Source organism: Bacteroidia bacterium (assembly GCA_041391665.1).
In the GTDB taxonomy this organism is placed as follows: Bacteria; Bacteroidota; Bacteroidia; order J057; family J057; genus JAGQVA01.
This window is the reverse complement of sequence record JAWKNO010000001.1, coordinates 1196944-1221765: the sequence shown is the minus strand read 5'-3', so window position 1 is coordinate 1221765 and position 24822 is coordinate 1196944. Positions and strand designations below refer to the sequence as shown.

At 45.0% G+C, this 24822-nt stretch carries 19 protein-coding genes; 9 read left to right on the top strand and 10 right to left on the bottom strand.

All coding sequences use genetic code 11. The features are described from left to right. Window positions 1-11 precede the first annotated feature (11 nt). The 6 genes from R3D00_05110 to R3D00_05085 all read left to right on the top strand — a co-directional run bounded on the left by R3D00_05110 (window position 12) and on the right by R3D00_05085 (window position 11687). Window positions 12-851 (top strand): glycoside hydrolase family 16 protein, encoded by an 840-nt coding sequence (locus tag R3D00_05110; GenBank protein MEZ4772543.1) that lies wholly within the window; start codon window positions 12-14, stop codon window positions 849-851. A gap of 102 nt (window positions 852-953) precedes the next feature. Next, window positions 954-4367 (top strand): hypothetical protein, encoded by a 3414-nt coding sequence (locus R3D00_05105; protein MEZ4772542.1) that lies wholly within the window; start codon window positions 954-956, stop codon window positions 4365-4367. A 103-nt stretch (window positions 4368-4470) separates the two neighbouring features. Next, window positions 4471-5646: a glycosyl hydrolase family 17 protein gene (locus R3D00_05100; protein MEZ4772541.1), complete on the top strand. Its 1176-nt coding sequence runs from the start codon at window positions 4471-4473 to the stop codon at window positions 5644-5646. Between the two features lie 63 nt (window positions 5647-5709). Further along, window positions 5710-8058: an MFS transporter gene (locus R3D00_05095; GenBank protein ID MEZ4772540.1), complete on the top strand. Its 2349-nt coding sequence runs from the start codon at window positions 5710-5712 to the stop codon at window positions 8056-8058. A gap of 26 nt (window positions 8059-8084) precedes the next feature. Continuing rightward, entirely contained in the window at window positions 8085-8972 is an 888-nt protein-coding gene (locus R3D00_05090; GenBank protein MEZ4772539.1) for a glycosyl hydrolase family 17 protein, read from the top strand. A 15-nt stretch (window positions 8973-8987) separates the two neighbouring features. Then, on the top strand, window positions 8988-11687 hold the full coding sequence (locus tag R3D00_05085) for a hypothetical protein (protein ID MEZ4772538.1): 2700 nt from the start codon (window positions 8988-8990) through the stop codon (window positions 11685-11687). 46 nt (window positions 11688-11733) lie between these two features. Here the strand turns inward: R3D00_05085 and R3D00_05080 are convergent, their stop codons facing one another. Genes R3D00_05080 through R3D00_05070 form a run of 3 tightly spaced genes read right to left on the bottom strand, consistent with a single transcriptional unit; the run spans window position 11734 to window position 16604 of the window. Next, window positions 11734-13017 carry a sulfatase-like hydrolase/transferase gene (locus R3D00_05080; protein MEZ4772537.1) on the bottom strand — a complete coding sequence of 428 codons (1284 nt, stop codon included), beginning with the start codon at window positions 13015-13017 and terminating at the stop codon, window positions 11734-11736. 34 nt (window positions 13018-13051) lie between these two features. Beyond that, window positions 13052-13693, bottom strand: coding sequence for a response regulator transcription factor (locus R3D00_05075; GenBank protein MEZ4772536.1), 642 nt, complete (start codon window positions 13691-13693; stop codon window positions 13052-13054). A 1-nt stretch (window position 13694) separates the two neighbouring features. After that, complete coding sequence (locus R3D00_05070; GenBank protein MEZ4772535.1) at window positions 13695-16604, bottom strand: two-component regulator propeller domain-containing protein; 2910 nt, start codon at window positions 16602-16604, stop codon at window positions 13695-13697. Between the two features lie 124 nt (window positions 16605-16728). Between R3D00_05070 and R3D00_05065 the strand changes: the two genes are divergently transcribed. Next, the gene (locus R3D00_05065) at window positions 16729-17673 is read left to right on the top strand and encodes a hypothetical protein (protein ID MEZ4772534.1); all 945 of its coding nucleotides are present in this window, start codon (window positions 16729-16731) and stop codon (window positions 17671-17673) included. 8 nt (window positions 17674-17681) lie between these two features. Then, window positions 17682-18518: a hypothetical protein gene (locus R3D00_05060; GenBank protein MEZ4772533.1), complete on the top strand. Its 837-nt coding sequence runs from the start codon at window positions 17682-17684 to the stop codon at window positions 18516-18518. Between the two features lie 48 nt (window positions 18519-18566). Here the strand turns inward: R3D00_05060 and R3D00_05055 are convergent, their stop codons facing one another. From R3D00_05055 to R3D00_05030, 6 genes are all read right to left on the bottom strand, one after another. Continuing rightward, a complete protein-coding gene (locus R3D00_05055; GenBank protein MEZ4772532.1) occupies window positions 18567-19190 on the bottom strand; it encodes a hypothetical protein in 624 nt (207 codons plus the stop codon). 117 nt (window positions 19191-19307) lie between these two features. Further along, window positions 19308-19718: an SRPBCC family protein gene (locus R3D00_05050; GenBank protein MEZ4772531.1), complete on the bottom strand. Its 411-nt coding sequence runs from the start codon at window positions 19716-19718 to the stop codon at window positions 19308-19310. A 185-nt stretch (window positions 19719-19903) separates the two neighbouring features. Further along, window positions 19904-20407 carry a nuclear transport factor 2 family protein gene (locus R3D00_05045; protein ID MEZ4772530.1) on the bottom strand — a complete coding sequence of 168 codons (504 nt, stop codon included), beginning with the start codon at window positions 20405-20407 and terminating at the stop codon, window positions 19904-19906. Window position 20408: 1 nt separating this feature from the next. Then, window positions 20409-21290, bottom strand: a complete 882-nt coding sequence (locus R3D00_05040) for an NmrA/HSCARG family protein (GenBank protein MEZ4772529.1) — start codon at window positions 21288-21290, stop codon at window positions 20409-20411. A gap of 87 nt (window positions 21291-21377) precedes the next feature. Further along, complete coding sequence (locus R3D00_05035; protein ID MEZ4772528.1) at window positions 21378-21959, bottom strand: Crp/Fnr family transcriptional regulator; 582 nt, start codon at window positions 21957-21959, stop codon at window positions 21378-21380. A 162-nt stretch (window positions 21960-22121) separates the two neighbouring features. Beyond that, entirely contained in the window at window positions 22122-23054 is a 933-nt protein-coding gene (locus R3D00_05030) for a CAP domain-containing protein (GenBank protein MEZ4772527.1), read from the bottom strand. 317 nt (window positions 23055-23371) lie between these two features. Between R3D00_05030 and R3D00_05025 the strand changes: the two genes are divergently transcribed. Continuing rightward, complete coding sequence (locus R3D00_05025; GenBank protein MEZ4772526.1) at window positions 23372-23869, top strand: hypothetical protein; 498 nt, start codon at window positions 23372-23374, stop codon at window positions 23867-23869. A 111-nt stretch (window positions 23870-23980) separates the two neighbouring features. Here the strand turns inward: R3D00_05025 and R3D00_05020 are convergent, their stop codons facing one another. Continuing rightward, on the bottom strand, window positions 23981-24820 hold the full coding sequence (locus R3D00_05020; GenBank protein ID MEZ4772525.1) for an oxidoreductase: 840 nt from the start codon (window positions 24818-24820) through the stop codon (window positions 23981-23983). Between the last annotated feature and the right edge of the window lie 2 nt (window positions 24821-24822).

Sequence of the window (24822 nt, the reverse complement as noted above, 5' to 3'; positions counted from 1 at the left end):
AAAAATGACTCATGAAACTTATGTTTAACATTCCAACATTTCGCTTTTTCACACTCGTCAGTTTACCCTTGCTCACTTTCAGCCTGACCAGTTGCAAAGTGGATGAAACCCAGCAGCTTGAAGCAAGAAGTTGGGCGCTAACGTGGAGCGATGAGTTTGATGGTCCTGCCGGACAATCACCCAATACAGACAACTGGGCTTACGACATTGGCACAGGCGACAACGGCTGGGGTAATGGTGAATTTCAATACTACACCGACCGCAAGGAGAACGTGTCTCTCGATGGGGAGGGCCATCTGGTACTAACTGCACGCCGGGAGACTTTTGCAGGGGCAAATTTTACCTCGGCACGAATTACCACCAAAGGAAGTTTTTCTCAGGCATACGGGCGCTTTGAGGCAAATATTAAAACGCCTTACGGGCCCGGTTTGTGGCCTGCCTTCTGGATGCTGGGGGAGGATATCGACGAAGTAGGCTGGCCACAGTGCGGAGAAATTGACATCATGGAAATGCGCGGGCAACAACCCTATATTGTTCATGGTACCGTGCACGGCCCCGGTTATTCTGCAGGTGCAGCTATCACAAGCAGTTATTCTTTGGAAAATAGCCGGTTTGACACCGATTTCCACCTCTACGCCGTCGAATGGTATCCAGATCGCATTGACTTCTTTGTGGATGACTTTCTCTACAAGCGCATTACACCTGAGGATGTTACCGGTGAATGGGTCTACGATCAGCCGTTTTTCCTGATTCTTAATGTAGCTGTCGGAGGGACCTTCGTGGGCTTCCCCACCAGTCAGACACCTTTCCCTCAAACGATGGTCGTAGATTACGTGAAGGTTTATAAATAATAAAAGTACTCTGCCCCAGAATGCCTAATTTTGTGCTTGATCCCGGGCAGTGTTGTCCCGGTGGGTTCATCCATACTACTACCACGAATTACATATCAACCCATGCCAGAGCTTAGCCAGGTTATTATTGATAATGAGAAATTTTTCCGGATCAGTGATAGTGATCAGCTGCGTCCTTTTTTTATGAGTATTGTCAGTGAATCTGACCACTGGATGTTTGTCGCCAGTAATGGAGGATTAAGTGCGGGGCGAAAGAGTGCCGAATATGCGCTGTTTCCATACTATACCGACGACAAAATTACGGAGTTTGCGGAAGTAACGGGCTGCAAATCCATCTTTCGGGTGCTTAAAGGGGGAAAAGTTCACATTTGGGAGCCATTCTCTATCCGAGGGGCAGGGCACTTTCAGGTAAGCCGCAACTTATACAAACATGCGTATGGCCACAAGATCATATTTGAAGAGGTAAATCATGATCTGGAACTAAGATTCCGCTACGGCTGGAGTTCGAGCGACGTCTTTGGTTTTGTTCGCCATGCTTCGCTGTTTAATCAGAGTAAACAAGCGCTGGACATTCAGATTCTGGATGGCCTGCAAAATATCGTTCCAGCCAGCATCAGCAGCGACCTGCAAAACTTTTACAGCAATCTGGTTGATGCATATAAGCGCAGTGAATTGCATACGGACTCGGGGCTGGGCATTTTTGCGCTTAGTGCCATTCTCTCCGATAAAGCTGAACCAAGTGAGGCGCTGAAAGCCAATGTTGTATGGTCTTTGGGGTTGGAAAAGCCTAAATATCTGCTTTCCAGCCGACAACTTACTGCATTCCGCGATACGGGCCAAATCCAGTCAGAAAACGATGTCAAAGGCGAAAAGGGAGCCTACCTGGTGCAAAAAGACATTACCCTGGCTCCCGGTGAAAGTCAACGCTGGTTTATGGTCGCGAACCTCAACCAAAACCACACCGACGTGGTGGGACTTATCCACCGCATCTCACACGAAACGGGGTTAGGAGAAATTGTACAGAAAGACATTGATCAGGGCACCCGTCGACTTGCTGCGCTTAATGCAGCTGCCGATGGCCTGCAATGTACGGCTGATGAACTGCGCGATACCCGCCATTTCAGCAATGTCCTGTTTAACATTATGCGGGGCGGGATTTTTGATTCCAACTACCAGATTGAAAAGTGGGACTTTTCGGGTTATCTGGAAAAGGCTAATAAAGAGGTCTACGCCCTGCACACAGATTTTCTGGAAAAACTGCCCGAAAAATTTACGGTGCAGGAACTTCGGCAACGGCTTGCAGCCGTGGAAGATACTCACCTCCAGCGACTTTGTACAGAGTATCTCCCGCTCCGATTCAGCCGCCGGCATGGAGACCCCAGCCGCCCCTGGAACCGGTTTTCGATCAATACCCGCAAAGAAGACGGCTCCAAAATTCTGGACTACGAAGGCAACTGGCGCGACATATTCCAGAACTGGGAAGCGCTTGCCTACGCTTACCCGGACTTTATTGAGGGCATGATTGCGAAATTCCTCAATGCCTCCACCTTCGACGGCTACAATCCATACCGGGTGACCAAAGGTGGATTTGACTGGGAGGTGATCGAACCAGATGACCCATGGTCTTTCATTGGTTACTGGGGAGACCACCAGATTATCTATCTGCTGAAATTTCTGGAGTTTCTGGAAAAACACCACCCAGGCCGCTTGTCTGAATATTTCCAGCAGTCCATCTTTGCCTATGCAAATGTTCCCTATCGGATCAAGCCCTACGCTGACATCCAGCGCAACCCCAAGGACACTATAGATTTTGACCATGCAGCGGACAGCGCCATTCGCCAGCGCCGTGAAAAAATGGGGGCTGATGGAGCTTTGCTGACAAACCGGGCCGGCCATATCCACCAGGTCAATTTTCTTGAAAAGATTTTGGCAACGGTGCTGGCTAAACTATCCAACTTTATCCCTGAAGGGGGTATCTGGATGAACACCCAGCGCCCCGAATGGAATGATGCAAATAACGCGCTGGTTGGCAATGGGGTTTCGATGGTAACGCTGTACTATCTGCGAAGATTCCTGAGCTTCTTCGGGAAAGTTCTGGCACAATCGCCCTCCGACACATTTCCGGTCTCGGCAGAACTGGTCAGTTGCTATGAGCATATTCGCGATGCTTTTGAGCAACACAAAGGGGTTTTGAAAGGGGCTATCAGTGATCGTGACCGAAAAGCCATCATGGATGCCCTGGGTAACGCGGGAGGAGATTATAGATCAGAGATCTATGCTGGCTCATTTTCCGGACAAACACGTTCTGTTGACCGGCGGGACCTTATTCAATGCTTTAATACCAGCCTTGACTTCCTCGACCATACCATTGCAGCCAACCGCCGTACCGATAACCTGTATCATGCCTACAATCTGATGACTATCCATGACAATGGAGTCTCGCTGGACTATCTCAGTGAGATGCTCGAAGGGCAGGTAGCAGTACTTAGCAGCGGATACCTGGCTCCCGATGATGTACTGGCTGTACTTGATGCAATGAAGGCCAGCAGACTGTTTCGTTCTGACCAATACAGCTATCTTCTCTACCCCAATAAAGAACTGCCGGGATTTCTGAACAAAAATAACATCCCCCCGGAATCGGTGGCTGCCTCTAAGCTCTTGCAACAGATGGTAGCAGATGGGAATAAAACCATTATTGAAAGAGATATTGAGGGCGGATATCACTTCAATGGCAGCTTTAAAAACGCCAATGATCTGGATTCTGCGCTGAAAACCCTTGAAGGTACGGTTTACGCCGGACTTGCCGGGCAGGAGCGTTTGCAAATCCTTGGCATATTTGAGCAAGTCTTCCACCATAAATCCTTTACCGGACGTTCAGGTACATTTTATGGTTACGAAGGCCTGGGCTCCATCTACTGGCACATGGTGTCTAAGCTGTTGCTGGCCGTAAACGAATACTGTGCGAATGCCAGTGAAACTGCTGCCAGTACCGAAACGTTCCATCGCGTGCTGGAACATTATTACGAGATCAATGCTGGTATCGGTGTACATAAACCACCAGGTCTTTACGGTGCATTCCCCACCGATCCTTACTCCCACACCCCTGCGGGCAAAGGCGCCCAACAGCCGGGTATGACAGGACAGGTAAAGGAAGATATCCTGAGTCGTTTTGGCGAACTGGGGGCTGGCGTATCAAATGGAAAATTATATTTTCGCCCCAACTTACTCAAGAGGGCGGAATTCTTATCTGAAGGCCGCACCTTTCATTATTTCAATATTGAAGGGAAAACACAGGAAATTGAACTGGCCGCCAACAGCCTGGCCTTTACATACTGCCAGGTGCCGGTGATCTACCAGATGAGTGAAGCTGCAGGCCTGACCATTCACTTCAGGGACGGGAAACAAATCAGCAACCGTGAACCTGAGTTGGACGCCAATACGAGCCAATCCCTTTTTTGCCGAAGCGGAGACATCCTGAGGATTGAAGTAAGTGTACCGGCTCACTGCCTCAAATAAACTTACGATGATACGATACATTTTTTTAATATTACTTGTCATGCCGGGCGTTGCGTGTAAACCGTCCCGGCATGCAGACCAAACTGTCAACGAAAACGTGGATATGAATACCCCTACGCGGACCGCCGCAGATATTTTAGGTAATCCCGAATACCTGGCTATTTCCTTCGGTGGTTACCGGGATGCTAACCACGATATTGAACCTACCATTCCGCAGCTTAAGGAGGACATGAAAATCCTTCATGCCATGGGTGTGCGTATGCTGCGCACCTACAAGTTACACTTCCCCCATGCAGCCAATGTACTGGCCGCCATCCGTGAGATAAAGGCGACTGATCCCGAATTTGAGATGTACGTCATGCTCGGAGTGTGGATCGACTGTCTCAATGCCTGGACAGATATGCCCCCTGACCACGAACAGGAAAGCTCGCGCAATGAAAAAGAAATAGCCCGGGCGGTAGAACTGGCAAAACAATATCCGGACATAGTAAAAATCATCGCAGTAGGCAACGAATCGATGGTCAAGTGGGCTACCAGCTATTATGTCCAGCCACGAGTGATCCTGAAGTGGGTCAGACATTTACAGCAACTCAAAGGTCAGGGTGAACTTTCGGCAGACTTATGGATTACCAGCTCTGACAATTTCGCCTCATGGGGAGGTGGGGGCCCCGAATATCACGTAGAAGATTTGAACGAACTCATCCGCAGCGTAGATTTCATTGCGATGCATACCTACCCCATGCATGATACACACTATAATCCCGCTTTCTGGGGTAGCCGTCCGGAAGAAATTCAAAATACAGACAGTGCGCGCATTACAGCGGCTATGTTGCGGGCCAGAGATTATGCCCGGACACAGTACGAATCGGTAGCTGCATATATGCAAAGACTTGGAGTAGATAAGCCCATACACATCACCGAAACTGGCTGGGCCAGTGCGGCAAATGATCTATATGGTCCCGGGGGCTCTCATGCCTGCGATGAATACAAAATGGGGCTGTATTATCAGCTCATGCGCGAATGGACGAAAGAAGCAGGACTTTCATGCTTCTATTTTGAGGCGTTTGACGAACCATGGAAAGATGCAGCCAACCCTGGCGGTTCGGAAAACCATTTTGGACTTTTCACGGTGGACGGGAAGGCCAAATATGCTATTTGGGATCTGGTTGACGCGGGCGTTTTCGAGGGGTTGACCCGAGGAGATAAACCCATTGCCAAAACCCATGGCGGTGCAAAAAAGGAGTTACTGAAAAATATACTGCCTCCACCGATAAAATAAAAAGAAAGTGTAGAGAAGAGTATAGTACGACAAATCAACCTTACCCCCCAAAATCAATAAGCAATGTCAAAACAACAATCGGTAATCAAAAAGCAGGTTCCATTCGGGCAGAAAGTAGCCTTTGGCCTGGGTATGCTGGCCAATCAGATGTTTCCTGCGGCTCTGGGCATATTCATGGTTGTACTGGTACAGGATCTGGGGTTTCCCGGCTGGATGTGGGGACTGATTTACTTCCTGCCCAGGGTATTTGATTCTATTACAGACCCGATCATGGGCTTTATCTCAGACAACACACGGTCGGTTTGGGGGCGAAGACGACACTATGTATTTATTGGGTCCATCATCATGGGGATCACCTTTGTGATCATGTGGCAGTTGTACCGGGAGAATGGCTTAAACTACAATTTCTCTTACTTCCTGATCTGGTCGTTTTTATTCTATCTCGGGCTTACGATTTTCAGTGTGCCATACGTGGCGATGGGCTACGAGATGAGCGACGATTTTCACGAACGCACCAACATTATGGCTACGGCTCAATGGATTGGCCAGTGGGCCTGGGTGATTGCACCTTGGTTTTGGGTCATCATGTACGATCCTGAATGGTTTCCCAATGCCGATACCGCTACCCGTACCCTGGCTTATTGGGTGGGTATTCCGTGTATGATTCTGGCGATGATTCCCGCAATTTTTATTCCGGGTAAATCAACGAAAGACGACAGCAACCTCTTACCCCTGAGTTTTAGCAATATGGGTGGAAGTCTCATTGAAATATTCAATGGGTTTAAGGAAGCATTTAAGATGGTTCCTTTTCGGAAACTGTGTATCTCAACCTTTCTGATCTTCAATGCCTTTAACACGGTAGCCGCTTTTTCCTTCTTTATCGTAGTCTATTACCTGTTTAGCGGAGATGCGAAAGCGGCCGGTATCTGGCCTACGTTATTTGGCAGTCTGGGGGCACTTATTACCACCTTTGCGGTCATTCCGACGGTAGCGGTGATGTCCAAGAAAATGGGGAAAAAGAACGCATTTATGCTCTCCCAGGGCATTTCCATTATTGGTTATATCTTGCTGTGGTTTCTCTTCATTCCCGGCAAACCTTATATGTTTATTTTCGCGATGCCCTTCTTCTCCTTCGGAATCGGTGGCCTGTTCACCCTGATGATGTCAATGACAGCAGATGTTTGTGATCTTGACGAACTCAATACGGGTAAAAGACGGGAAGGCATTTTCGGAGCGATCTACTGGTGGATGGTCAAATTTGGCTTTGCTATTGCAGGTGGTTTGAGCGGAATCATTCTGAGCTTTGTAGGATTCAGCCCGGAGTCTTATACCGCAGAGTCCATAACCGGTCTTAGATTGTTTTTCTCCGGTGTACCGATTTTGGGTACAGCCATCGCCTTATTTGTGATGCGCAACTACGATTTGTCTGAAGCAAAATCCAATGAGATCAGAGAAGCTTTGGATGAACGTAAAGAAGTACAAAAGGGCTCTTCTGCTTATTTGCCAGGTAAGCTCGAACAATTAACCTCTCAGGATCTTTCGCTAAGAGTTGCTTCAGACCTGCATTTATCCGAAAAAAGTATGGTTGAATTGCGCAAGCTATTTTCGGAGACACTTCAGGGGGGGCTGCATGGCTTGTGTTTCAGTCCATATGTAGAAGGCCAGGATACGGGCTCTAATCTTTCGGCCACACAGATTCGCCGGCGGATGGAGATTATTATGCCCTATGCTCAAACGATACGTTCGTTTTCCTGTACAGAAGGTAACGAACTGATCCCCCGCATTGCCCACGAAAAAGGGCTGAAGACCATGGTCGGGGCCTGGATCAGTGCAGACCGGGACCGAAATGAAAGAGAAATCCAGTCGCTGGTAAAATTGGCAAAAGAAGGATTGGTAGACGTGGCCACCGTAGGAAATGAGGTTCTGATGCGTAAGGAACTTTCCCCTCAGGAAATTATCGATTATCTGCGCAAAGTAAGGGCTCAGCTTCCTGCCCATATCCCGGTAGGATACGTCGATGCCTACTACCAGTTTCTCGATCACCCCGAACTGGCCGAAGCGGCTGATGTGATACTGATCAACTGTTATCCCTTCTGGGAGGGTGCCGATAACTCCTATGCGCTGGCGTACCTGCAACAAATGTATCAGCTCTCCCGGCAAGTAGCCGGTGGGAAGAAAGTGATTATCACCGAAACCGGCTGGCCAAGCAGCGGGCAGGCGGTTCGTTCCGCAGCGCCTTCTGAGAAAAATGCCATGAAGTACTTTATCGAAGTGCAACACTGGGCAAAAACTTCCGGTGTGGAAATGTTCTATTTCTCTTCCTTCGACGAATCATGGAAAGTGCAGCAGGAAGGCGAGGTAGGCGCCCGCTGGGGTTTATGGGACAAGCAGGAAAACCTAAAATACAGTTAAATTGGCTGATACAAAATCATACCCCTATGTCGTACCGCAAATATAAAAAACTCGCCCTTACCGGGCCCGATTTCTCGGGTCTTAGCCTGGAAGACCTCAAATCCCGTTACCGCCAGGCACTGGAAAATGGCATGCACGGTCTGTGCTTCAGCGCTTATGTGGAAGGTCAGGAACCTGGCGACCCATTGTCCGATACACAAATACGCCGCAGAATGGAGATCATCAGTCCTTTTACCCGGTGGGTTCGCTCATTTTCATGTATCGAAGGGAATGAACTGATTCCTCAAATCGCTCATGAAATGGGTTTACAAACGCTCGTGGGCGCATGGCTGGGCAAAGATGAAGACAAAAATGAACAAGAGATCGAAGCGTTGATCGAACTGGGCCGGGCGGGACATGTGGACATTGCGGCTGTAGGCAACGAGGTACTCTACCGAAATGACCTCCCCAAAGCCAAGCTATTGGAATATATACAGCGGGTAAAAGCCGCACTGCCAGAAATTCCCGTCGGCTACGTAGATGCCTACTACGAATTTACCCAGCACCCGGATATCTGCGACAGTTGCGACGTTATACTGGCCAATTGTTACCCTTTCTGGGAAGGTTGCCAGCTGGAATATGCCCTGCTGTATATGCAGCAAATGTATCAACAAGCCTGTCAGGCGGCACAAGGAAAACCGGTAATCATTACCGAGACGGGCTGGCCCAACCATGGACGGACATTGGAAGCGGCTATTCCTTCGACAGAGAATGCAATCAAATATTTTCTCTACACGCAATACTGGGCGTTGCAGGATAAAGCAGAAATTTTCTATTTTTCGTCCTTTGATGAATCGTGGAAAATTGGCTCAGAAGGAGACGTTGGCGCTTATTGGGGAATTTGGGATAAAAATGAACAATTGAAATATGTTTAAGTTGTATCATTAAGCATGAAATCCACCGGTATCTTTATCGGCTTATTGTTCCTTTTGGGGAATCCGCTGCTGGGGCAGAAGTTCCCTGAAAAGGGTTTACCACCGATACACAACTACTCGCCCGAGCAATATACTCAGGCAGGAAAAGTGTGGGCTATACAATCGGCAGGAAATGGATTGATCTATTTCTCCACAGATAAAGGTTTACTGGAGTTTGATGGTCTCAATTGGCGACGGTACCCCGGCAGCAAAGGGCTCACGCGTTCGCTATTAATCGTAAATGATTCGCTGATATATACCGGAGCCGATAAAGATTTTGGCGCCTGGCAACGCAATGGCTTTCAGGGGTTTAGTTACCGGTCTGGCTACCCCTTTCGGGAAAGTGCCAAAGGATTAAACGAAGAGTTCTGGGGTGTTTATCAGTTGGATGCAGAAATTATCTTTGTATCCTTTCAGAATATTTATGTGCAAAAGGGAGAGCAACTCACCAAAATTGCCGCCCCATCGCGCTTTTCTAAAAGTTTCCAAACTGGCGGTGTACTCTATCTGGCTGACGAAAAACATGGCCTATATCAATTTGACGGCCTCAGCCTGGTTTTGGTATTTCCTTACCCCAACGGCCAGTCCTGGCAAATTGCAGGAGTTGACAAAACCGACGACGGGTTGTTTATAAGCACACGGGACCGGGGCTTATATCTTTATCAGGATGGGAAATTGAATGCGCTTCAAAACGAGGTAAATACTTATCTGAAGCGGGATCAGGTTTTTAGTTTTACTTCGATCGAAGATAGTCACTACGCTTTTGGTACTATTCTGAATGGCGTATACATTACAGACCGGGAAGGCCGTATTATTCAACATCTCAACAAACAAAAGGGGATACTCAACAATACCATTTTGAGTCTTCACTATAGTCCCCAGGGTATTCTTTGGCTAGGTATGGATTATGGGGTGTCTGCACTCCGCCTGTCCAGCCAGATAGCTTATGTATTAGATCACCAGGGGGCTTTCGGCACAGGCCAGACGGCTTTGTTGCAACATGATGATTTTTACCTTGGCACCAATCAGGGCCTTTATTACGCACTTTGGGGAGATTTGAAAAATGCCGCTGCCGGAATCTCTTTTTCTCTTATTCCCGGTTCTGCCGGGCAGGTTTGGACGCTGCGAAATATTCAGGGCACTATCTATTGTGGGCACGACCAGGGATTATTTCAGGTTACGCCACAAGGGCTGACGCCTCTATATTCGCAGGAAGGTGTACTCGCCATTACTCCCTTAGGGGATCAACGTCTCGTTACAGGTACTTATAATGGATTGTTCCTGTTTCGCCGCCGTGATCAGCGTTGGATATTTGAACGCAAACTGCCTCCGGTTCAGGGAGCGTGCAGCCAGGTAATTGCGGAATCAGACAGCCTGCTTTGGATCAACATTCCCAATTTTGGCATCATCAAAGCCTATCTGAATTCCGATTATCTCATTGCCCGCCAGCGTATTTATTTAGCTTCAGTATTCGGGGGAGAAAATCCTTCACTCCTCGCAGACAGTCTGGGCATACATTTAAGTACTGACCAGCTAATGTACACCTACAACGCCAGACTCGATAGTTTTATAAGCGTTGACACGCCACTTCGCCCGGAACCTGTTGTCAATAGCTTACCCACCATCCGGGGTGGGCTGCCGTTGAATGCAGCATATAATTTTTATCCGGTCTATAATGGTTTTGCTTTACGCTATAACTCCTCTTCAAAACATACTCCTCCACAAGCAGATCTGCTAATACGCAGTCTGTATGCATTTAACAACGATACAATCTTATCCTTAAACCCATCTGCCACCATTCCTTATTATCTGAACAACGTTCGGGTACAATTCCTCATCCCCCAACAAGAAAACGCACGTTATCGCTATAAGCTGGTCAATTATCAGGACAAGTGGAGCGAGTGGCTGCCTCACCATAATCATGATTTTCTCAATTTGCCGGAAGGTCAATATGAACTATGGCTTGAAGCACAATCATCCGCAGGTTTAGCACAGGCCCGTCCCCTGCACTTTACCATCCTTCCCCCCTGGTACCGAAGATGGTATACTTACCTGGGAATTGGCGTACTGGCATTTGGCTTGTTTTACCTCCAACGTTTGCGAAATAACAACAAACTCGCCCGGCTAAAAACGGAACTTCAGGAACAGGAAAGAAAAGCACTGGAAAAACAAGCCGAAGCTTTTCAGCAGGCAAAACTTGTTCAAACGCAACAACGCCTGGAAGCAGAAATTGCAGCCCTCCAAAAGCAACTGCGGGCCAAAACGATCGAACTTGCCAAAAAAGGGAAGGAAAACGAAGACAAAAACCGCCTGCTGCAAACGCTTAAAGGAAAAATCACGGCCATTGAAACCCGTTCTTCTGACACGAAGCTCCGCTGGGCAGAAATGAACCGTCTGCTGGACGCCAAAATGACCGCAGAAGACCATACCTTTGAGATGCAGATGGACGAACTGCATCAGGACTTCCTGCGCCAGTTAAAAGCTCGCTTCCCGGTATTATCGACCTACGATCTGCGCCTGGCTCTATACCTGAAAATGGGCCTCAGCTCCCGCGAAATTGCCGACCTGATGAATGTGCTCCCCTCCAGTGTCAATGTGAGCCGCTCGCGTCTGCGAAAAAAACTGGAGTTAGGCGCAGAGGACGATTTATACGAGTTTTTCAATGGCATAAGCTAAGCGATATCACTTCGTCTGCAACGCCACAGGAATCGTTTATCAGCAGTTAATTTCTGATATTTAACAGTTCTGCTTCTAACGACGCCCGGGCATTTTCCTCTTCAGTCGTTAATACTCCTTTCAGTAAGTCATTGTTTTCGTAAGGATCATGCATTAAGTCATACATCTCTTTGTTGCCGTTGGCATTGATAATGAGCTTATGATGACCATTACTGATCGCCCATAAATCGTCTGTTCCATCATTCATTTCTGAATACTGAAATTCCCGGTGTGCCGCTTCTTGACTTAACAGAGCCTTAAAACTTTTGCTGTCGTGGATTTCGGCAACGCCAGCCCCGGCAAGTTCGGCGATCGTAGCGAAAATGTCCGTACTGCAGATTAAGTGGTTGTCTTCGCCTGTGCGGCTGACACCTTTTCCCGAAATATACATTGGCACATTGATTCCTCCCTGATACAGCGTGCCTTTCACCGAATTGTTGGTATAGGGTAGTTGGGCTACCTGATTGGGCGTGCCGTTGTCTCCCAAAAATATGATTACCGTATTGTCGAGTTCTTCGGCAGGTATTTCTGCCAGGAGCCGGCCTATCTGAAAATCCATGGCTTCAATGGCTGCCATATAATAAGGCTCAGGATCGTCGCCCGTTGTATATTCGGGCAAACTTCCCTGCGAATGCATCTCCGCAGGTGGAACATGAAAAGGCGTATGCGGCGCATTGTAAGCCAGCCAGAGAAACCAGGGTTTGGATTGCGTATTGACCCAGTCGATGGCCAGGTCGGTAAAAACTTTTGAAGTATATTCGGTCTCCAGTCTTGTGCTGCCATTTTCAGTTAATTGCCATTTATAATAATCCTGAACACTGCCTTTGATGAGTCCGGCATAATAATCTATTCCCAGAGATTCGGGATTGGCGGAGGTAACATCACCCGATAAATGCCATTTGCCAACAACGGCTGTGGCGTAGGCGTGATTGGTGGTTTCAGTGATATAGTTTTGCAGATAATCTTCTGATGTGCTCAATGCATCATTTGCCCATTTCACACCGGTTCTGTATCCATATTTCCCCGTAATGATGGACGCCCTTGTAGGAGAACAGGTCGGATTGACCCAGAGATTGGTGAACACCAGCCCGTCATTTTTTATTTTATTGAGATTGGGGGTATTGGGTTTAACTGTGCCTTCCGAAAATCCCGAAGTCGCGTCTTTTCCCATATCATCTGCAATGATCAGGAGAATATTGGGATAGTCCGGTTCTGGGTCAACGGGGAGGTCTGTCTTACAACCATATAGAAGCGAGATCAGGAGGAATAGTGTAAGATAGTTTTTGTGCATGATTTAGTTTTGGTTGATCCGGGCGTAAGCAATACTAAAACCAGCGATTTTTTCGGGCAATATTATTGGCTTCCACGGCATTATGTACATTCAGCTTGCGGTATATGTTTTCGACGTGGGTATTTACCGTTCGCTGTGAAATAAAACATTCGTCTGCGATGGTTTTGTAACTCATACCCTTACACAGAAACCCCAATATCTCCAGTTCGCGCCTGGTCAAATCGTAATCTTCCTTTGAAGCTGTTGATTCCAGGTGTTGGGAGAAGAACGCCAGGGTAAGAGCAGCAATTTCCGGCGTCATGGGCAACCGGCCTTCTTTAGCCTGTTTGACCGCTTCGAGTATGGCTTTGGGCTTTTCTCCTTTCAGGATATAGCCATTTGCCCCATTTTTTAAAGCATTAAATACCTTATCTTTTTGATTAACAACCGTCAGAATAATGATGGGGATATCAGGATATATTTTTTTTACCTCTTTGGTGGCTTCAATACCATTCATTTCAGGCATTTCAACATCCATTAGAATGACTTCCGGCTTAACAGCGCTTTTCAACTTTTGAAGTAACTCCTTTCCGTTTTCTGCAACGAGCTGAACCTCAATCTCTCCTAAAAGCTCAAAAACCCTGATGAGGTTTTCCCTTACATCTTTATTGTCTTCTGCTATCGCTACCTTTATCATGTCAGTTGAAATGGATTATAAATTTACTTCCCCCATTCTGCTCATATGCCATTGTGCCTTGTATCTCGTCCAGCCTTTTTATTATGTTTTTCAACCCTTTGCCTTTTGAAACAGTCTGAAAGTCAAACCCAATACCATTGTCCCAAACAGTTAATCTGACGTTTTTCTCCAATGTGAAGTTAACCATAAACTTTGTGGCTTTGCTATATTTCAGCATGTTCTGGGTCATTTCCTGAATTATCCGGAAAATATTCACCGCGACTTCGGGATTGATTTGTCTGAGAAACAAGGCCTCGTCCATCTTAATTTCAAATTCTATTTCCTCTGGCAAATATCTTTCAATATATTTTTGCGACTGATGAAATATATCCTGAAGTCTTACAACCCCGGAATCGAGGGTCCAGATTGTTTCGCGGAGATTGTTGATGGTATCCTGCGTGTAATCTCTTGTTTTGGAAAGCTCCCCGGCGCTCACGGCTTGTTGATTTAGCTCTGCCTGCAACTCCATAATGTCCAGGTCAGAAATGATTTTTGTAAGTCTCGCACCAATTGAATCGTGCAAATCCCGTGAAATCCGCTCTCTTTCAGCATTGATGGCACGTTCTGTTTTTAATTTATTTTCTGCTGCTCTTTGTTTTTGCCGGGCGCTGAAATTGGCAATAAACACCATCAGGATCACGACAACGAAAAACAGAATCAATTTAAAAAATACAGTTTCATAAAAATGCGGAAGTATTTTTATCTTTTGAGAAAGTACTTTATCGGAAATACGTCCGCTTTTGTCTCTGACTTTTACCAATAAATAATATTCACCTGAAGAAAGGCCGGTAAAGCTGACCGGGTAGTTTATGGGTGTGAAGGAAGACCAGGACGAATTCAGACTTTCCAGTTTATAGCTTATTTCGGCTCCGCCGGATAACACAAAATCATCTAAACCAATATATAAAGTGATAGACTTTTCATCGGGTTCCAACAAAAGTAGGTCACCTGATTTGGGTACCGGCTGGTTTTTAAAATTGACTTCAATGCCTGATATATAGGGTGTTGCACCCCATGCTGTATTTTTTATCTCATCTGGATTTATGATGCAGAGGCCTTTGGCATTTCCATAAACCAACACCCCGTATTTTAGCTGGCTTTGAGCGGTCATTTTAAAGTCGTTGTAATTGAGCCCATCCTCAATATCCAGTTTTTGAAATATTTGCAGACCATTATGAATATACAAACCATCATCAGAATTGCTCCATAACCTGCCCTGGCTGTCAGAAAAGGTGGACCATATATTTTTACCTTTCAGCAAATTGTACTTTGCCCAGATATTTTCAGAAGGTGAATGGGAAAACACACCGCCTGAAATACTGGAAAACCACAGGCAACTGTCAGCCATAAGCTGATGGGAAATCATATAGCTGGGGATCTCATTTTTCTTTTTAAAAACAGTGCTGATTTTTCTGCTGCTCAGATCAACATCATAGATTAAATCAGAATGTGATACCCAAAACCCCTGATCTTTATTTAAAATGCTTATGGTATATTTGATATCACTGGTCCATTCGGGCCTGTAAATCACTTTATTTTCTCCGGCGGCATACAATCCTTCAGAACCTGCGATATATATTTGATGGGATAAGGTATCATAATAAAATCCTCTGATTCCTTTTATATTGCCTTTCAGTTGAATGTGAGAAAAATCTTCATTAAAACAATAAACGTCTCCGGATTTGGTTCCCACCCAGATCCTTCCGGTTATATCCTGATTGGTAAAGTTGACAGGCTGATTTTTGAGGAAGTTTTGGGCGGTTACAACTGAAATTTTGCCGGGCGTGGGTTCCAGCTTTGTGAGATTTACTCCGTTTTCAGTGCCGATAGCGATAATGTCAAAACGGTCTGAATAAGCAATGGAGTTAACTTCGGCAGAGGGTAGATTGAAAATTCGGTTATCAAAGTTTTTTTCTATTTTTTCGGACAAAGGGATGAGCATATGTAGCGCCGAATTTGTCCCAAACCACAACCGCTTATGATTGTCTTCCAGAAAGCTGAGTTGTAAATTTCCTTCTAATCTGTTGTCGGGGTTTGCTTTGATAAAGCGGGTGTTTTTTCCATCATACAGCACAATTCCGTTGGTTGCACCTATCCAGATTCTGCCGTCACTGCTTTTATTGATATGTAAAATGGCTTCCGATTGTAGATTCCCTAAGATCGGCGCTCCGGTTAAATCGTAAATTCCTCCCCGGGTTCCTATCCATAACCTGTCGTCAATATAGGCAAGCGTTGTAATACTCTGTGGCAGAATCGCCACCTTCCCGGAAGTGTTTTTTTGAGGATTGTAAAAAATCAGGGCGGAATCTGACGCGATCAGCAAGCCGTCTTTGCCTGCGATCATTGCCGTCAGTTGGGATGGCGCAAAACTGGCCGTTTTTTTTATTTCCGCGCTGGTTTTGTCGATGGCAAAAAGCGAGTAACTGCTTATAAACCAGACATATGTGCTATCTTCGTAGAAACCGGGCCTGCTAAAGTTATTGCCATAGGCGGAAGAGGTATCGGGTAATAGGTTTATGATTTTCTGGTCACCGGGGTCGTAAATATTCATTCCGTTTCGGGTACCGATATAGACCCGTCCGTTTGCATCCTCATAAAGGCTTTCCACCATATTGTTTGACAAACTGAAACCGTCGTCGCCCTCTGTTCCAATGGTTTTGAATCTTGCGCCGTCAAAAATAGCCACCCCAGCCTGAGTTCCAATCCACAATTGGCCTTTTGAGTCCTGCATCAGGGCATTAGCTGTGTTTTGGGGGAGGCCGTCTTTGATCGTAAAGGCATGAAACATTTCATTTTGCCCGGACATTAAGCCAAAATGAAAGAAGACATGTAGAATAGAGATTGCTCTCAGTATGCCAGCTTTCTGTTTCATTTCTAGTTACAAAAATATGGGTAAATATACGTATTCGCCCCTACTTTCTCCGACTTCAAATGGTAACAATTCCCCATTTACTGTTGTGCTGGTCTGCTTTTTCTTTGTAAAAAAAAATCAGTTTATGAAAAAGGTACTTTCATTTATTCTTTTGTTAGCGGTACTGGGCACATCCTATGCGCAGAAGACAATCAGAGAACTGTCGGATATGCCCGATAAAAAATTTGGCAAAATCATGCAGGAGGACAACTACGCCAGCCAGGTAAAAGTTTTTGCCAACGCCTATGAAAAGCAAACGGGCAAAGATCTTCCTGATCCGGTTGTACCCCGAATCAAAAGAGTGGCGCTATTATCCTACTTCACGGCAGATTTTTCGCAGATTGATGTAAAAGCCTACCGGCAACACAGGGTTTTTGAAAATTATATCAATGAGGCAGGCGGGAAAATGCTGGTCAACGATTTTTACAGTTTGTCCATCAAAGAGCTAAAAGAAACGTTTGCAGCAAACGGGATGGAGTTGCTTACACCCGATGAATATCTGAAAACAGATGCGCAGCGACAGATTTACCAAAACTATGAAGTGACCGTATCGAAACTTGCCGGCGGCGCTACTGCAATAGCAAGTTTTTTTACCAAATCAGACAGCAAGTCACTGACTGCGGCGCATGGCTACCGGGCGTATCCGGCTGCGATCGTAAATCTAGGCATGGATATGAAAGCGGTGAGAGATTTGGGGAAACTGGCCAACGAGCTGGAGGTCGATGCATTGCTTACCATCAATACACTTACCCAGTTGGAAAAAGGGGAAGTAGGGCTGAAAGGAATTACCATGACTTTGCACACCCCCAATCCTGTGCCTGATGATCCTGAGATGAAATACGGTTTGGGGTTCTATTATGAAGGGATTTTGGCAGGTTCTATTGCGTTTACGCTGGAGGAATATATGAAATTTGCCACTTTACCTAAAAAGGCCAGTTCCTTTGAAAATGTTGATATGGACGGATTCGGGCCATTGGTTGAGAGAATGGCAAAACAGATGCTGAACAGCATGAAACAAAACTTCAAATGAACACCAATATGAGGCTCCCAATCATCGTACTTATCGTTACATTTAGCATTTTCTCCCAGGTTAGTGCGCAATACCGAACAGCCAAAGTCCGCCACACCGATTTTGATTTGAATGGGAAAGTGGTAAAAGCCGAAATACAGCATTTCAAAAAACAACAAAATCCCAACCCTGCGGGTCAGGGTGTATTGGAGCGAAGCGAGGAAATTACCTTTAAAAATGGGTATATCGAAACATCTGCGGAGTATTACCCCCAATACAACATCCGGCACCAATACCAGTACAGCTTCAGCCCCGATTACAAAGCTTACACCACATTTTACAGCCGGCTGAAAAATGGCGAAATCAATGCCCGCGACACCACCCGGTACAAATCATATCCGTTTCAGGGACTTGATTTTTTTTACCCGGCAGATGCTATGGTAACACCGGGTGAGTCGGGAAGTCTGGCGCTTTCCTACAAACTGGGAAAGTACAAGTACAACACCGTGCTTTCACTGGAAGGCAGGCTAATAAAAGTTGCAGGCGGTGAGGATAAGTTTTTTGATCTGAAAGGTTACCTCAGAAAAAAGGAAGTGACCTCAAATAGCGAAACGTTTAACTACAACGCCGACGGCCTTTATATCGGCGGAGAGGAAACCAGCCTGACACCCGGGGCTTCACAAGTCAAAGTGTTTTACGATTTTGACGCACACCATAACTGGGTAAGGAAAATCATAGTTGACTACACCCATGGCGTTATCACAAATTTCACCTATACCGCCCGGCAACTGACCTATGCCGACAAAACGGTTACAGGTACGCTGGAATACGATTGGGAATTTATCCGGAAAAACACAGCTCAATAAGGTATATTTCTGGAGAAGATGGCTCCGAAATATCCCGCGTATATCCTGCTACTTTAGAATATAAGGCATCTTTTTACTGGAATGTCTCATCAGGCCATCCACCAGCATAGCAGGGCTACTGCCTACGCTTCCCGAGAATCTATGGTTATAGTTCCAGATTAATTTATTGTTTTCACAATCTTTGATATCCAGCGCAACCGTGACTTCATTGGTAGCTCCCCATACGCCAAACACAACCCCCAGCGCCACGGCGGCTCCCTGAGACATGGGTTTGGACAGCGCGTAGTTTGAGCCTAGAACACCATCTACACCCAAAATTCCGCACATCTCTTCGGGGGTAAAGGCATTTTCCGGGTATCCGGCATTTTTAAGTGTGGCATTTGTGGTCTCAATATCCTGAATCTCAGGTCTGATTTTGCCCTGCATTTTTCTCCGCAACAGCCAGGAGTACATTTCTTTTTGAAAATTGATGGACTCCGTTTTTTGCTGCTCCTTCATTGCTTCGGCATCCACTTTTTTGTTTGCAGCGATAGAAACGGATGGGGGAAGAATGGCAATAATATCATGACTGTCTGCCAGTACATAGGCATCAGGGCTATAGAATATTTTTGCACATGATGACAGCAGAATTCCTGAAACGAGGACCAGTAATAATTTTTTTGAAGTTTTCATTTTGGTATCTGAGATTTTGGGTTTTTTATAGAAATCCATACCCATGTTATCTCCCGCAAAACTGATGAAGATTCTGCAATTTCCCAAAATGTTTCTGACCACAGGAAACCTGCCGGGTTAATTATTTTCTGTGTATGTTTTGAAGTTGTTGAGGATGGCCTGCCAACCGCCTCTTTGCATTTCAACAGGGTTTTCTTTTTCGGGATCGAATGTTACCGTTACCTCTGTCTGGTTGCCCAGGCTTTCGAACGTAACAGTCGCCATCCGGCCACCAAACTCATAAGTAAATTCTTTCCCATCAATGATGCTGGTGTAAACAGCTTCAAAATAAAAACCAAAACTACCGTCTCTGGCTTCCATTCGGGCTTTATAAGTACCGCCTGGTTTCATATCATTTTCAGCGGTAGGACAATGCCAGGATGGGTCGGCAAAATTCCAGTTTACAATGTGTAATGGATTGGTATAATAATCCCAAACCTTATCTTTATCTGCATTTATGGTTGCAGTTACCGTAATTTGGTTTTCCATTTTCCTAAGTTCTCTATTGTTAGAGTAAAGATAATAATACATTTGCAACGTCCATACCTGTATGAGCAGCAGCGATTTTATACCGCTGCGTTTCAGATTGCCATTTACTTTTTTAAAATGAAAAAAACGGCTTGAGTTAGCACCCAAACCGCTATTAACTTCATACAATGATGCAGCGAGTTTTTTTATTTTCCCGGCTCCGTCTTGTTAAACATATATCGGGCAATTTTCCATTCGCCATTCACTTTTTCAAAGACAAATAGTTCCCTGTTTGCCTCAGGAATGGTATCGCCTGTGGCATGGATAAGTGTAGTTCCTTTTGAAGTCGTTACGGCAAATGCCATGTTACCGTCCACCTGGATTTCTTCAATGAAGAACTCAATGTTCAGTTGAATTTGGGAAAAGACATATTCGTAAGATTTCAGGATACCATCAGGTCCAATTCCTGAAGGTGCCTCTGTCGGCATAAAAATCCCATCCTTTGTGTAAAGTGATTGAGCCAAATTTGCATCAGAAGTGTTAAGTGATTTTTGATATTCACTTAGTAGCGCTTCTATTTTTTGTTTTTCATGTTTCTCCATGATTTCAATATTTTCTGTTAAACTATTTGTTGGTTCTTGATTACTATTTGGGTTGCAGGAAGCCATCATCATGCTGGCTAATACTGCTGTTATTATTCTTCTTTTCATTCTAAAGTTCATTTTGTTTAATCCAATCGTTTAGTGAGGTGAATTGCTCAGTGGAAATTTCTTTGGCCAATTGGATTTGAGCTTCCGAATTGGGGCCCATGTAGGTATGATTCTCGAAATAGGCTAACATCTGGGCAATTTCTCCTGCTCCGGGAAAAAAATTGGAGAACACTTCGGTGGGAACCTGGTAAAAGCTGTACGCTTTGCCATTGGCTTTGAAAGCTGCTAATACATCGTTGAAGCTGTTCTGTTCGGCAGCCAGGGATAAATAGGCTCCCTTGCCTGCCTTCTCCGGATGTAATAACGCTCCGGCTACTACTTTCCCCAGATCGCTGATGTCTGCCATGTGGATTACTTTCTTACCTGGATCAATGGGCAATGTCCAACCGAAGGAACCGTCTTGTTGGGGTTGTGCGCCCATTTGTCCTGTTAGATTTTGAAAGTAAAAAGGCGCCTGAACAAACGTATAGTTGGCAAAACCCGCATTTTTTACCAGTTCATCAACTTCGGCTTTTCCTGTAAAATGAGGAACATCAAATTTTCCATTACTAATTTTCTCTACGTTTGGCAATGTTGACCAAACGAAGTGATTGACATTAGCTTTTTTTGCAGCTTCAACGGCATTTTTTCCTTGTGCCAACTCATCTGCACCTTCCCAAAAATTGGTTACCACAAAAACACCATGGGCATCTTTGAAAGCATGGGTTAATGATTCAGTGTCGGTTAAATCACCCATGACAACTTCATCTGCTCTGCCTTGATATTTATCAGGGTTGCGGGTGACCGCTCTTACCTTGAAAGTGCTATCTTTAACCAGGGCATTTACGACTCCGTTACCTTGAGAGCCAGTTGCTCCTATTACTGCAATAATTTTCTTTTCCATTTTGATTGATTTTAAGTACAATACAAAGATGGAATATCCTGGCTGAGGTAGCCTATAAGGTAGTTTAAGAAAGAACCTTAAGGTAGATTAAGATTTGGAGAGATGCTTTCGGATGGTGCTCAGAAACTCTGGGGTTACGCCTAAATAGGAGGCAATTTGAACGTTAGAGATTCGATTAAACAATTGCGGGTACTTTTTAGAAAATTGTAAGTATCGTTCTTCTGCTGTTGAGCTAATATTTTGAAGTACCCGATTCTGTAAGCTTACCATGGCATTCTCAGCAAGAACCCTAAAGATTCTATTGAATTTGGGGTAATCTACAAACAGCTTCCATTGATCTTCCTTTTTGATTTGGAGTATAATTGAGTTCTCTATGGCTTCTATGTAAAGTCTGCTTGGTTCTTCAGAATGGAAGCTGCCGATATCTCCGATCCACCAATTTTCAATTGCAAACTGGAGGTTATGTTCTTTTCCATTCGAATCTACCATATACATTTTGAAGCAACCATCTACAACGAAGGTGTTGTGTTTACAAACATCTCCTTCCTGAAGAATGAATTGCCTCCGTTTAACTTTTCGCTCTTTAAAAACTTCTTCCAGGAAAGATTTTTCTTCTTCATCTAACGGAAGAAAATTGTTGAAATAGTGTATCAGAGGCTCTGTCTTCATTTGTCAAATTCGCTACAACGTTACACTGCCTGAACTTGCTACGCTTAGGAAGCCTGTTAGGGTTTTAAAAATAGGGCATGGTCATTAAGATAGGAAAAGTTTACAGCAGAATTTCTTCTTTAGACCTGGTGTGGTATCGGGGGAGAGGACAGTTATGGTCAATTAATCTGTGGCAAAGTTCTGAATATAATTATACATATCCCCGCCATCATATCCATAACAACCTACATATTTCCAGTCCGGGTCCAGCATATTATAACGATGTCCTCTGCTGCTGATTCCACTATCAATCAACAATTCAATTACCAAAGTTCTTGCATCTTTTGTTCCTCCTACGATATTTTCATTTCCTGACAGCCCGCTGCAGAAGCTTGAAATCCTGGAAAATGGACTTGAGCCATCAGAGCCGGTGTGGTCTAAAAAACCTCTTTTTTTACAGTCTTCTCCATGTTTTTTTGCTGCTTCATAAACACATTTTTGGGGGAAAAGTATTTGCACGGGAGTCATTACCTTCAATTCTTCAATCAGCTCATTTCCTGCTTCATAATCGTCTTTTGATAATCCACCCCAATATTTTGATCTGTCTGATAAATAATCTGCCACAATAGAAGCATACACCTGGGGATATTGCCTGACAAAATTGATTTCCTTAATCATTTCTTTGTCCATAGCGTTTATTCCGGTTTCATTAGCAGCAGTGCTGATTTTTCTGAAATCAACTTTTGAGCTATCTATGGCATCCTTCAATTCAAATACATACCTTTTAGCTTCACACGATTCTCCCCATGTAAAGGCATGCCCTTTTGAACTGATATAAAACCCAAAATACAATTCGTCTTCGTTTAGTATATGCGTATATGAATCGCATAAAAAATACAAAGCATTTTCATTGCTATAACCGTTACCGCTACCATAAGCAAACCCACACATTTTATTGACGCCCTTGTATTCAGGATTAAGGGTTCCTTCAACCATTTGTTTACAATTTAGTGCTAAATTTTCATCCCATATTACTTTGTCTATGGGAGCGGATTTTTCAAGCACTGCAATAAACTTGGGTTCGTATTCATTAATTTTTGTTTTATATGTAGTCAAAAAACTACCGGGGTTGGTTCTTGCCTCGTTGATGAGGTTAAATATGTCAGCCGCCTTACCTGTGGGTTGGGAGAATACAGCCAACGGGCCCATCGAAAAAAGTAAGAGTACCCAGATTTTGGAATTCATAAAGGTTAAATTATGCGAACTACATTGTTCACGGCCATCAAGATAAGAAAAAAAGCATAACCTGGAGATATCCGCAGATCTGCGTAGGCATTTTCCTTAATTCTACCGATGCCATTGGCTGAATTCCCGGGCAATCTTTGCAGGGTAAACATTTTCAACAAATCAATCACATTTTAAAAATTTTAGCCATGAAGTATTTATCATTTTTTTTGCTCCCCCTACTGGGTTTTTGGATGCCCGCTAACCCTGAAAAAAATACCCCTGGTATAAACGAGGCAAATTATTCTGTGTTGTTGGAACCGGAAATGCTGTTTGTCGGAAAATGCAATGGATGGTTTTGTTCGGCCGAGGGTGGCAACAACTGTTCATGTGGCGTTTTTTCCTGCTTTTGTTTTGAAAATGTAGCCGGTCGTACTGTAAGTCAAAGCATCGAATCCGTGGATTTTAGCCATATCCGGGCCACAGTCAGCTATCTGAATGGTGCGGGGTTTCAATCCGAGGCCGGTGTCAGGCTGAAGACGATTGGAGGCAAAATGGCCATCATGCAAAGCCTCAGGGATGCCAACACCAACAAGAATTTGTTCCAACAGTTTGAAGAGACTGCCAGTCAGCTCAGCAAAAGCGAGAAGCAGCAGTTCAACACCTGGTTGAAAAGCAAAGGCGCACCCACATTAATCGAGCTCTAACACCCTGGGTAAAAAAACAAATGCCGGGATTGAATGCTACTACATGGTGTTCAATCCCGGCGGGTTAGCACCCAAACCGCTATTGCTTATCACATTGTTGTGGCACGTTTTTTAGTCGTACACAGCTTGTTCAGCGGCTTCTCGGTTTTTCTCTAAATCCGACTTTACGCTCTCTAATTTCATACCAATGGTCATCAATGCAACTTTTCCAAGTGGCAAACGCAGCGTTGCCTTTTCGGAATGGACCAATTCAATAATTGCCTTAGCGGCTTTTAGGGGGTCGCCTTCTTGTTTTCCGTCAACTCCTTTCAGCCTTGCTCTAAATGCTCCTGCAGTTTCAGCGTAGTCATCGATAAAGTTTGTCGCTTCTCCCAAACTATTACCCGCAAAGTTTGTCCGGAATGGCCCAGGCTCTACTATTGAAACCTTTATCCCTAAAGGTGCTACTTCTTGGGCCAGTGCCTCGCTAAATCCTTCTAATGCAAACTTGCTGGCATTGTAAATACCAAAACCGGCAAAGGCTTTGATCCCTCCATGCGAAGATATTTGCACGATATGCCCTTGCTTTGCGCTACGCATTGAAGGCAAAATGGCTTGTGTCAGCTTTAACGCTCCAAAGAAATTAGTTTCAAAAACCTGACGAACCTCTGTAACAGACGTTTCTTCCACAGCACCGACAAATCCAATTCCCGCATTATTCACCAACACATCAATTTTTCCAATTTTAGAGAGAACGGATTTTACAGCTTCTTCAATTTCAACTTCATTCGTGATATCCAATTTAATGGCCAGACCACTTCTCTCATGTAGCTCGTTAAACTCATTTACCTGTGATTGATTTCTGAAAGTCCCAATCACAAAGTCCCCGGTTTCCATCACGGATTGAGCAAGTGCCTTGCCCAATCCGCTTGAGATTCCCGTAATGAGCCAAATTCTCTTTTTGGGGTTCATCT

Bases quoted from the DNA above. Each gene is read 5' to 3' on its own strand.
- R3D00_05110 (MEZ4772543.1), top strand. From the start codon at position 12: ATGAAACTTATGTTTAACATTCCAACATTTCGCTTTTTCACACTCGTC.
- R3D00_05105 (MEZ4772542.1), top strand. From the start codon at position 954: ATGCCAGAGCTTAGCCAGGTTATTATTGATAATGAGAAATTTTTCCGG.
- R3D00_05100 (MEZ4772541.1), top strand. From the start codon at position 4,471: ATGAATACCCCTACGCGGACCGCCGCAGATATTTTAGGTAATCCCGAA.
- R3D00_05095 (MEZ4772540.1), top strand. From the start codon at position 5,710: ATGTCAAAACAACAATCGGTAATCAAAAAGCAGGTTCCATTCGGGCAG.
- R3D00_05090 (MEZ4772539.1), top strand. From the start codon at position 8,085: ATGTCGTACCGCAAATATAAAAAACTCGCCCTTACCGGGCCCGATTTC.
- R3D00_05085 (MEZ4772538.1), top strand. From the start codon at position 8,988: ATGAAATCCACCGGTATCTTTATCGGCTTATTGTTCCTTTTGGGGAAT.
- R3D00_05080 (MEZ4772537.1), bottom strand. From the start codon at position 13,017: ATGCACAAAAACTATCTTACACTATTCCTCCTGATCTCGCTTCTATAT.
- R3D00_05075 (MEZ4772536.1), bottom strand. From the start codon at position 13,693: ATGATAAAGGTAGCGATAGCAGAAGACAATAAAGATGTAAGGGAAAAC.
- R3D00_05070 (MEZ4772535.1), bottom strand. From the start codon at position 16,604: ATGAAACAGAAAGCTGGCATACTGAGAGCAATCTCTATTCTACATGTC.
- R3D00_05065 (MEZ4772534.1), top strand. From the start codon at position 16,729: ATGAAAAAGGTACTTTCATTTATTCTTTTGTTAGCGGTACTGGGCACA.
- R3D00_05060 (MEZ4772533.1), top strand. From the start codon at position 17,682: ATGAGGCTCCCAATCATCGTACTTATCGTTACATTTAGCATTTTCTCC.
- R3D00_05055 (MEZ4772532.1), bottom strand. From the start codon at position 19,190: ATGAAAACTTCAAAAAAATTATTACTGGTCCTCGTTTCAGGAATTCTG.
- R3D00_05050 (MEZ4772531.1), bottom strand. From the start codon at position 19,718: ATGGAAAACCAAATTACGGTAACTGCAACCATAAATGCAGATAAAGAT.
- R3D00_05045 (MEZ4772530.1), bottom strand. From the start codon at position 20,407: ATGAAAAGAAGAATAATAACAGCAGTATTAGCCAGCATGATGATGGCT.
- R3D00_05040 (MEZ4772529.1), bottom strand. From the start codon at position 21,290: ATGGAAAAGAAAATTATTGCAGTAATAGGAGCAACTGGCTCTCAAGGT.
- R3D00_05035 (MEZ4772528.1), bottom strand. From the start codon at position 21,959: ATGAAGACAGAGCCTCTGATACACTATTTCAACAATTTTCTTCCGTTA.
- R3D00_05025 (MEZ4772526.1), top strand. From the start codon at position 23,372: ATGAAGTATTTATCATTTTTTTTGCTCCCCCTACTGGGTTTTTGGATG.
- R3D00_05020 (MEZ4772525.1), bottom strand. From the start codon at position 24,820: ATGAACCCCAAAAAGAGAATTTGGCTCATTACGGGAATCTCAAGCGGA.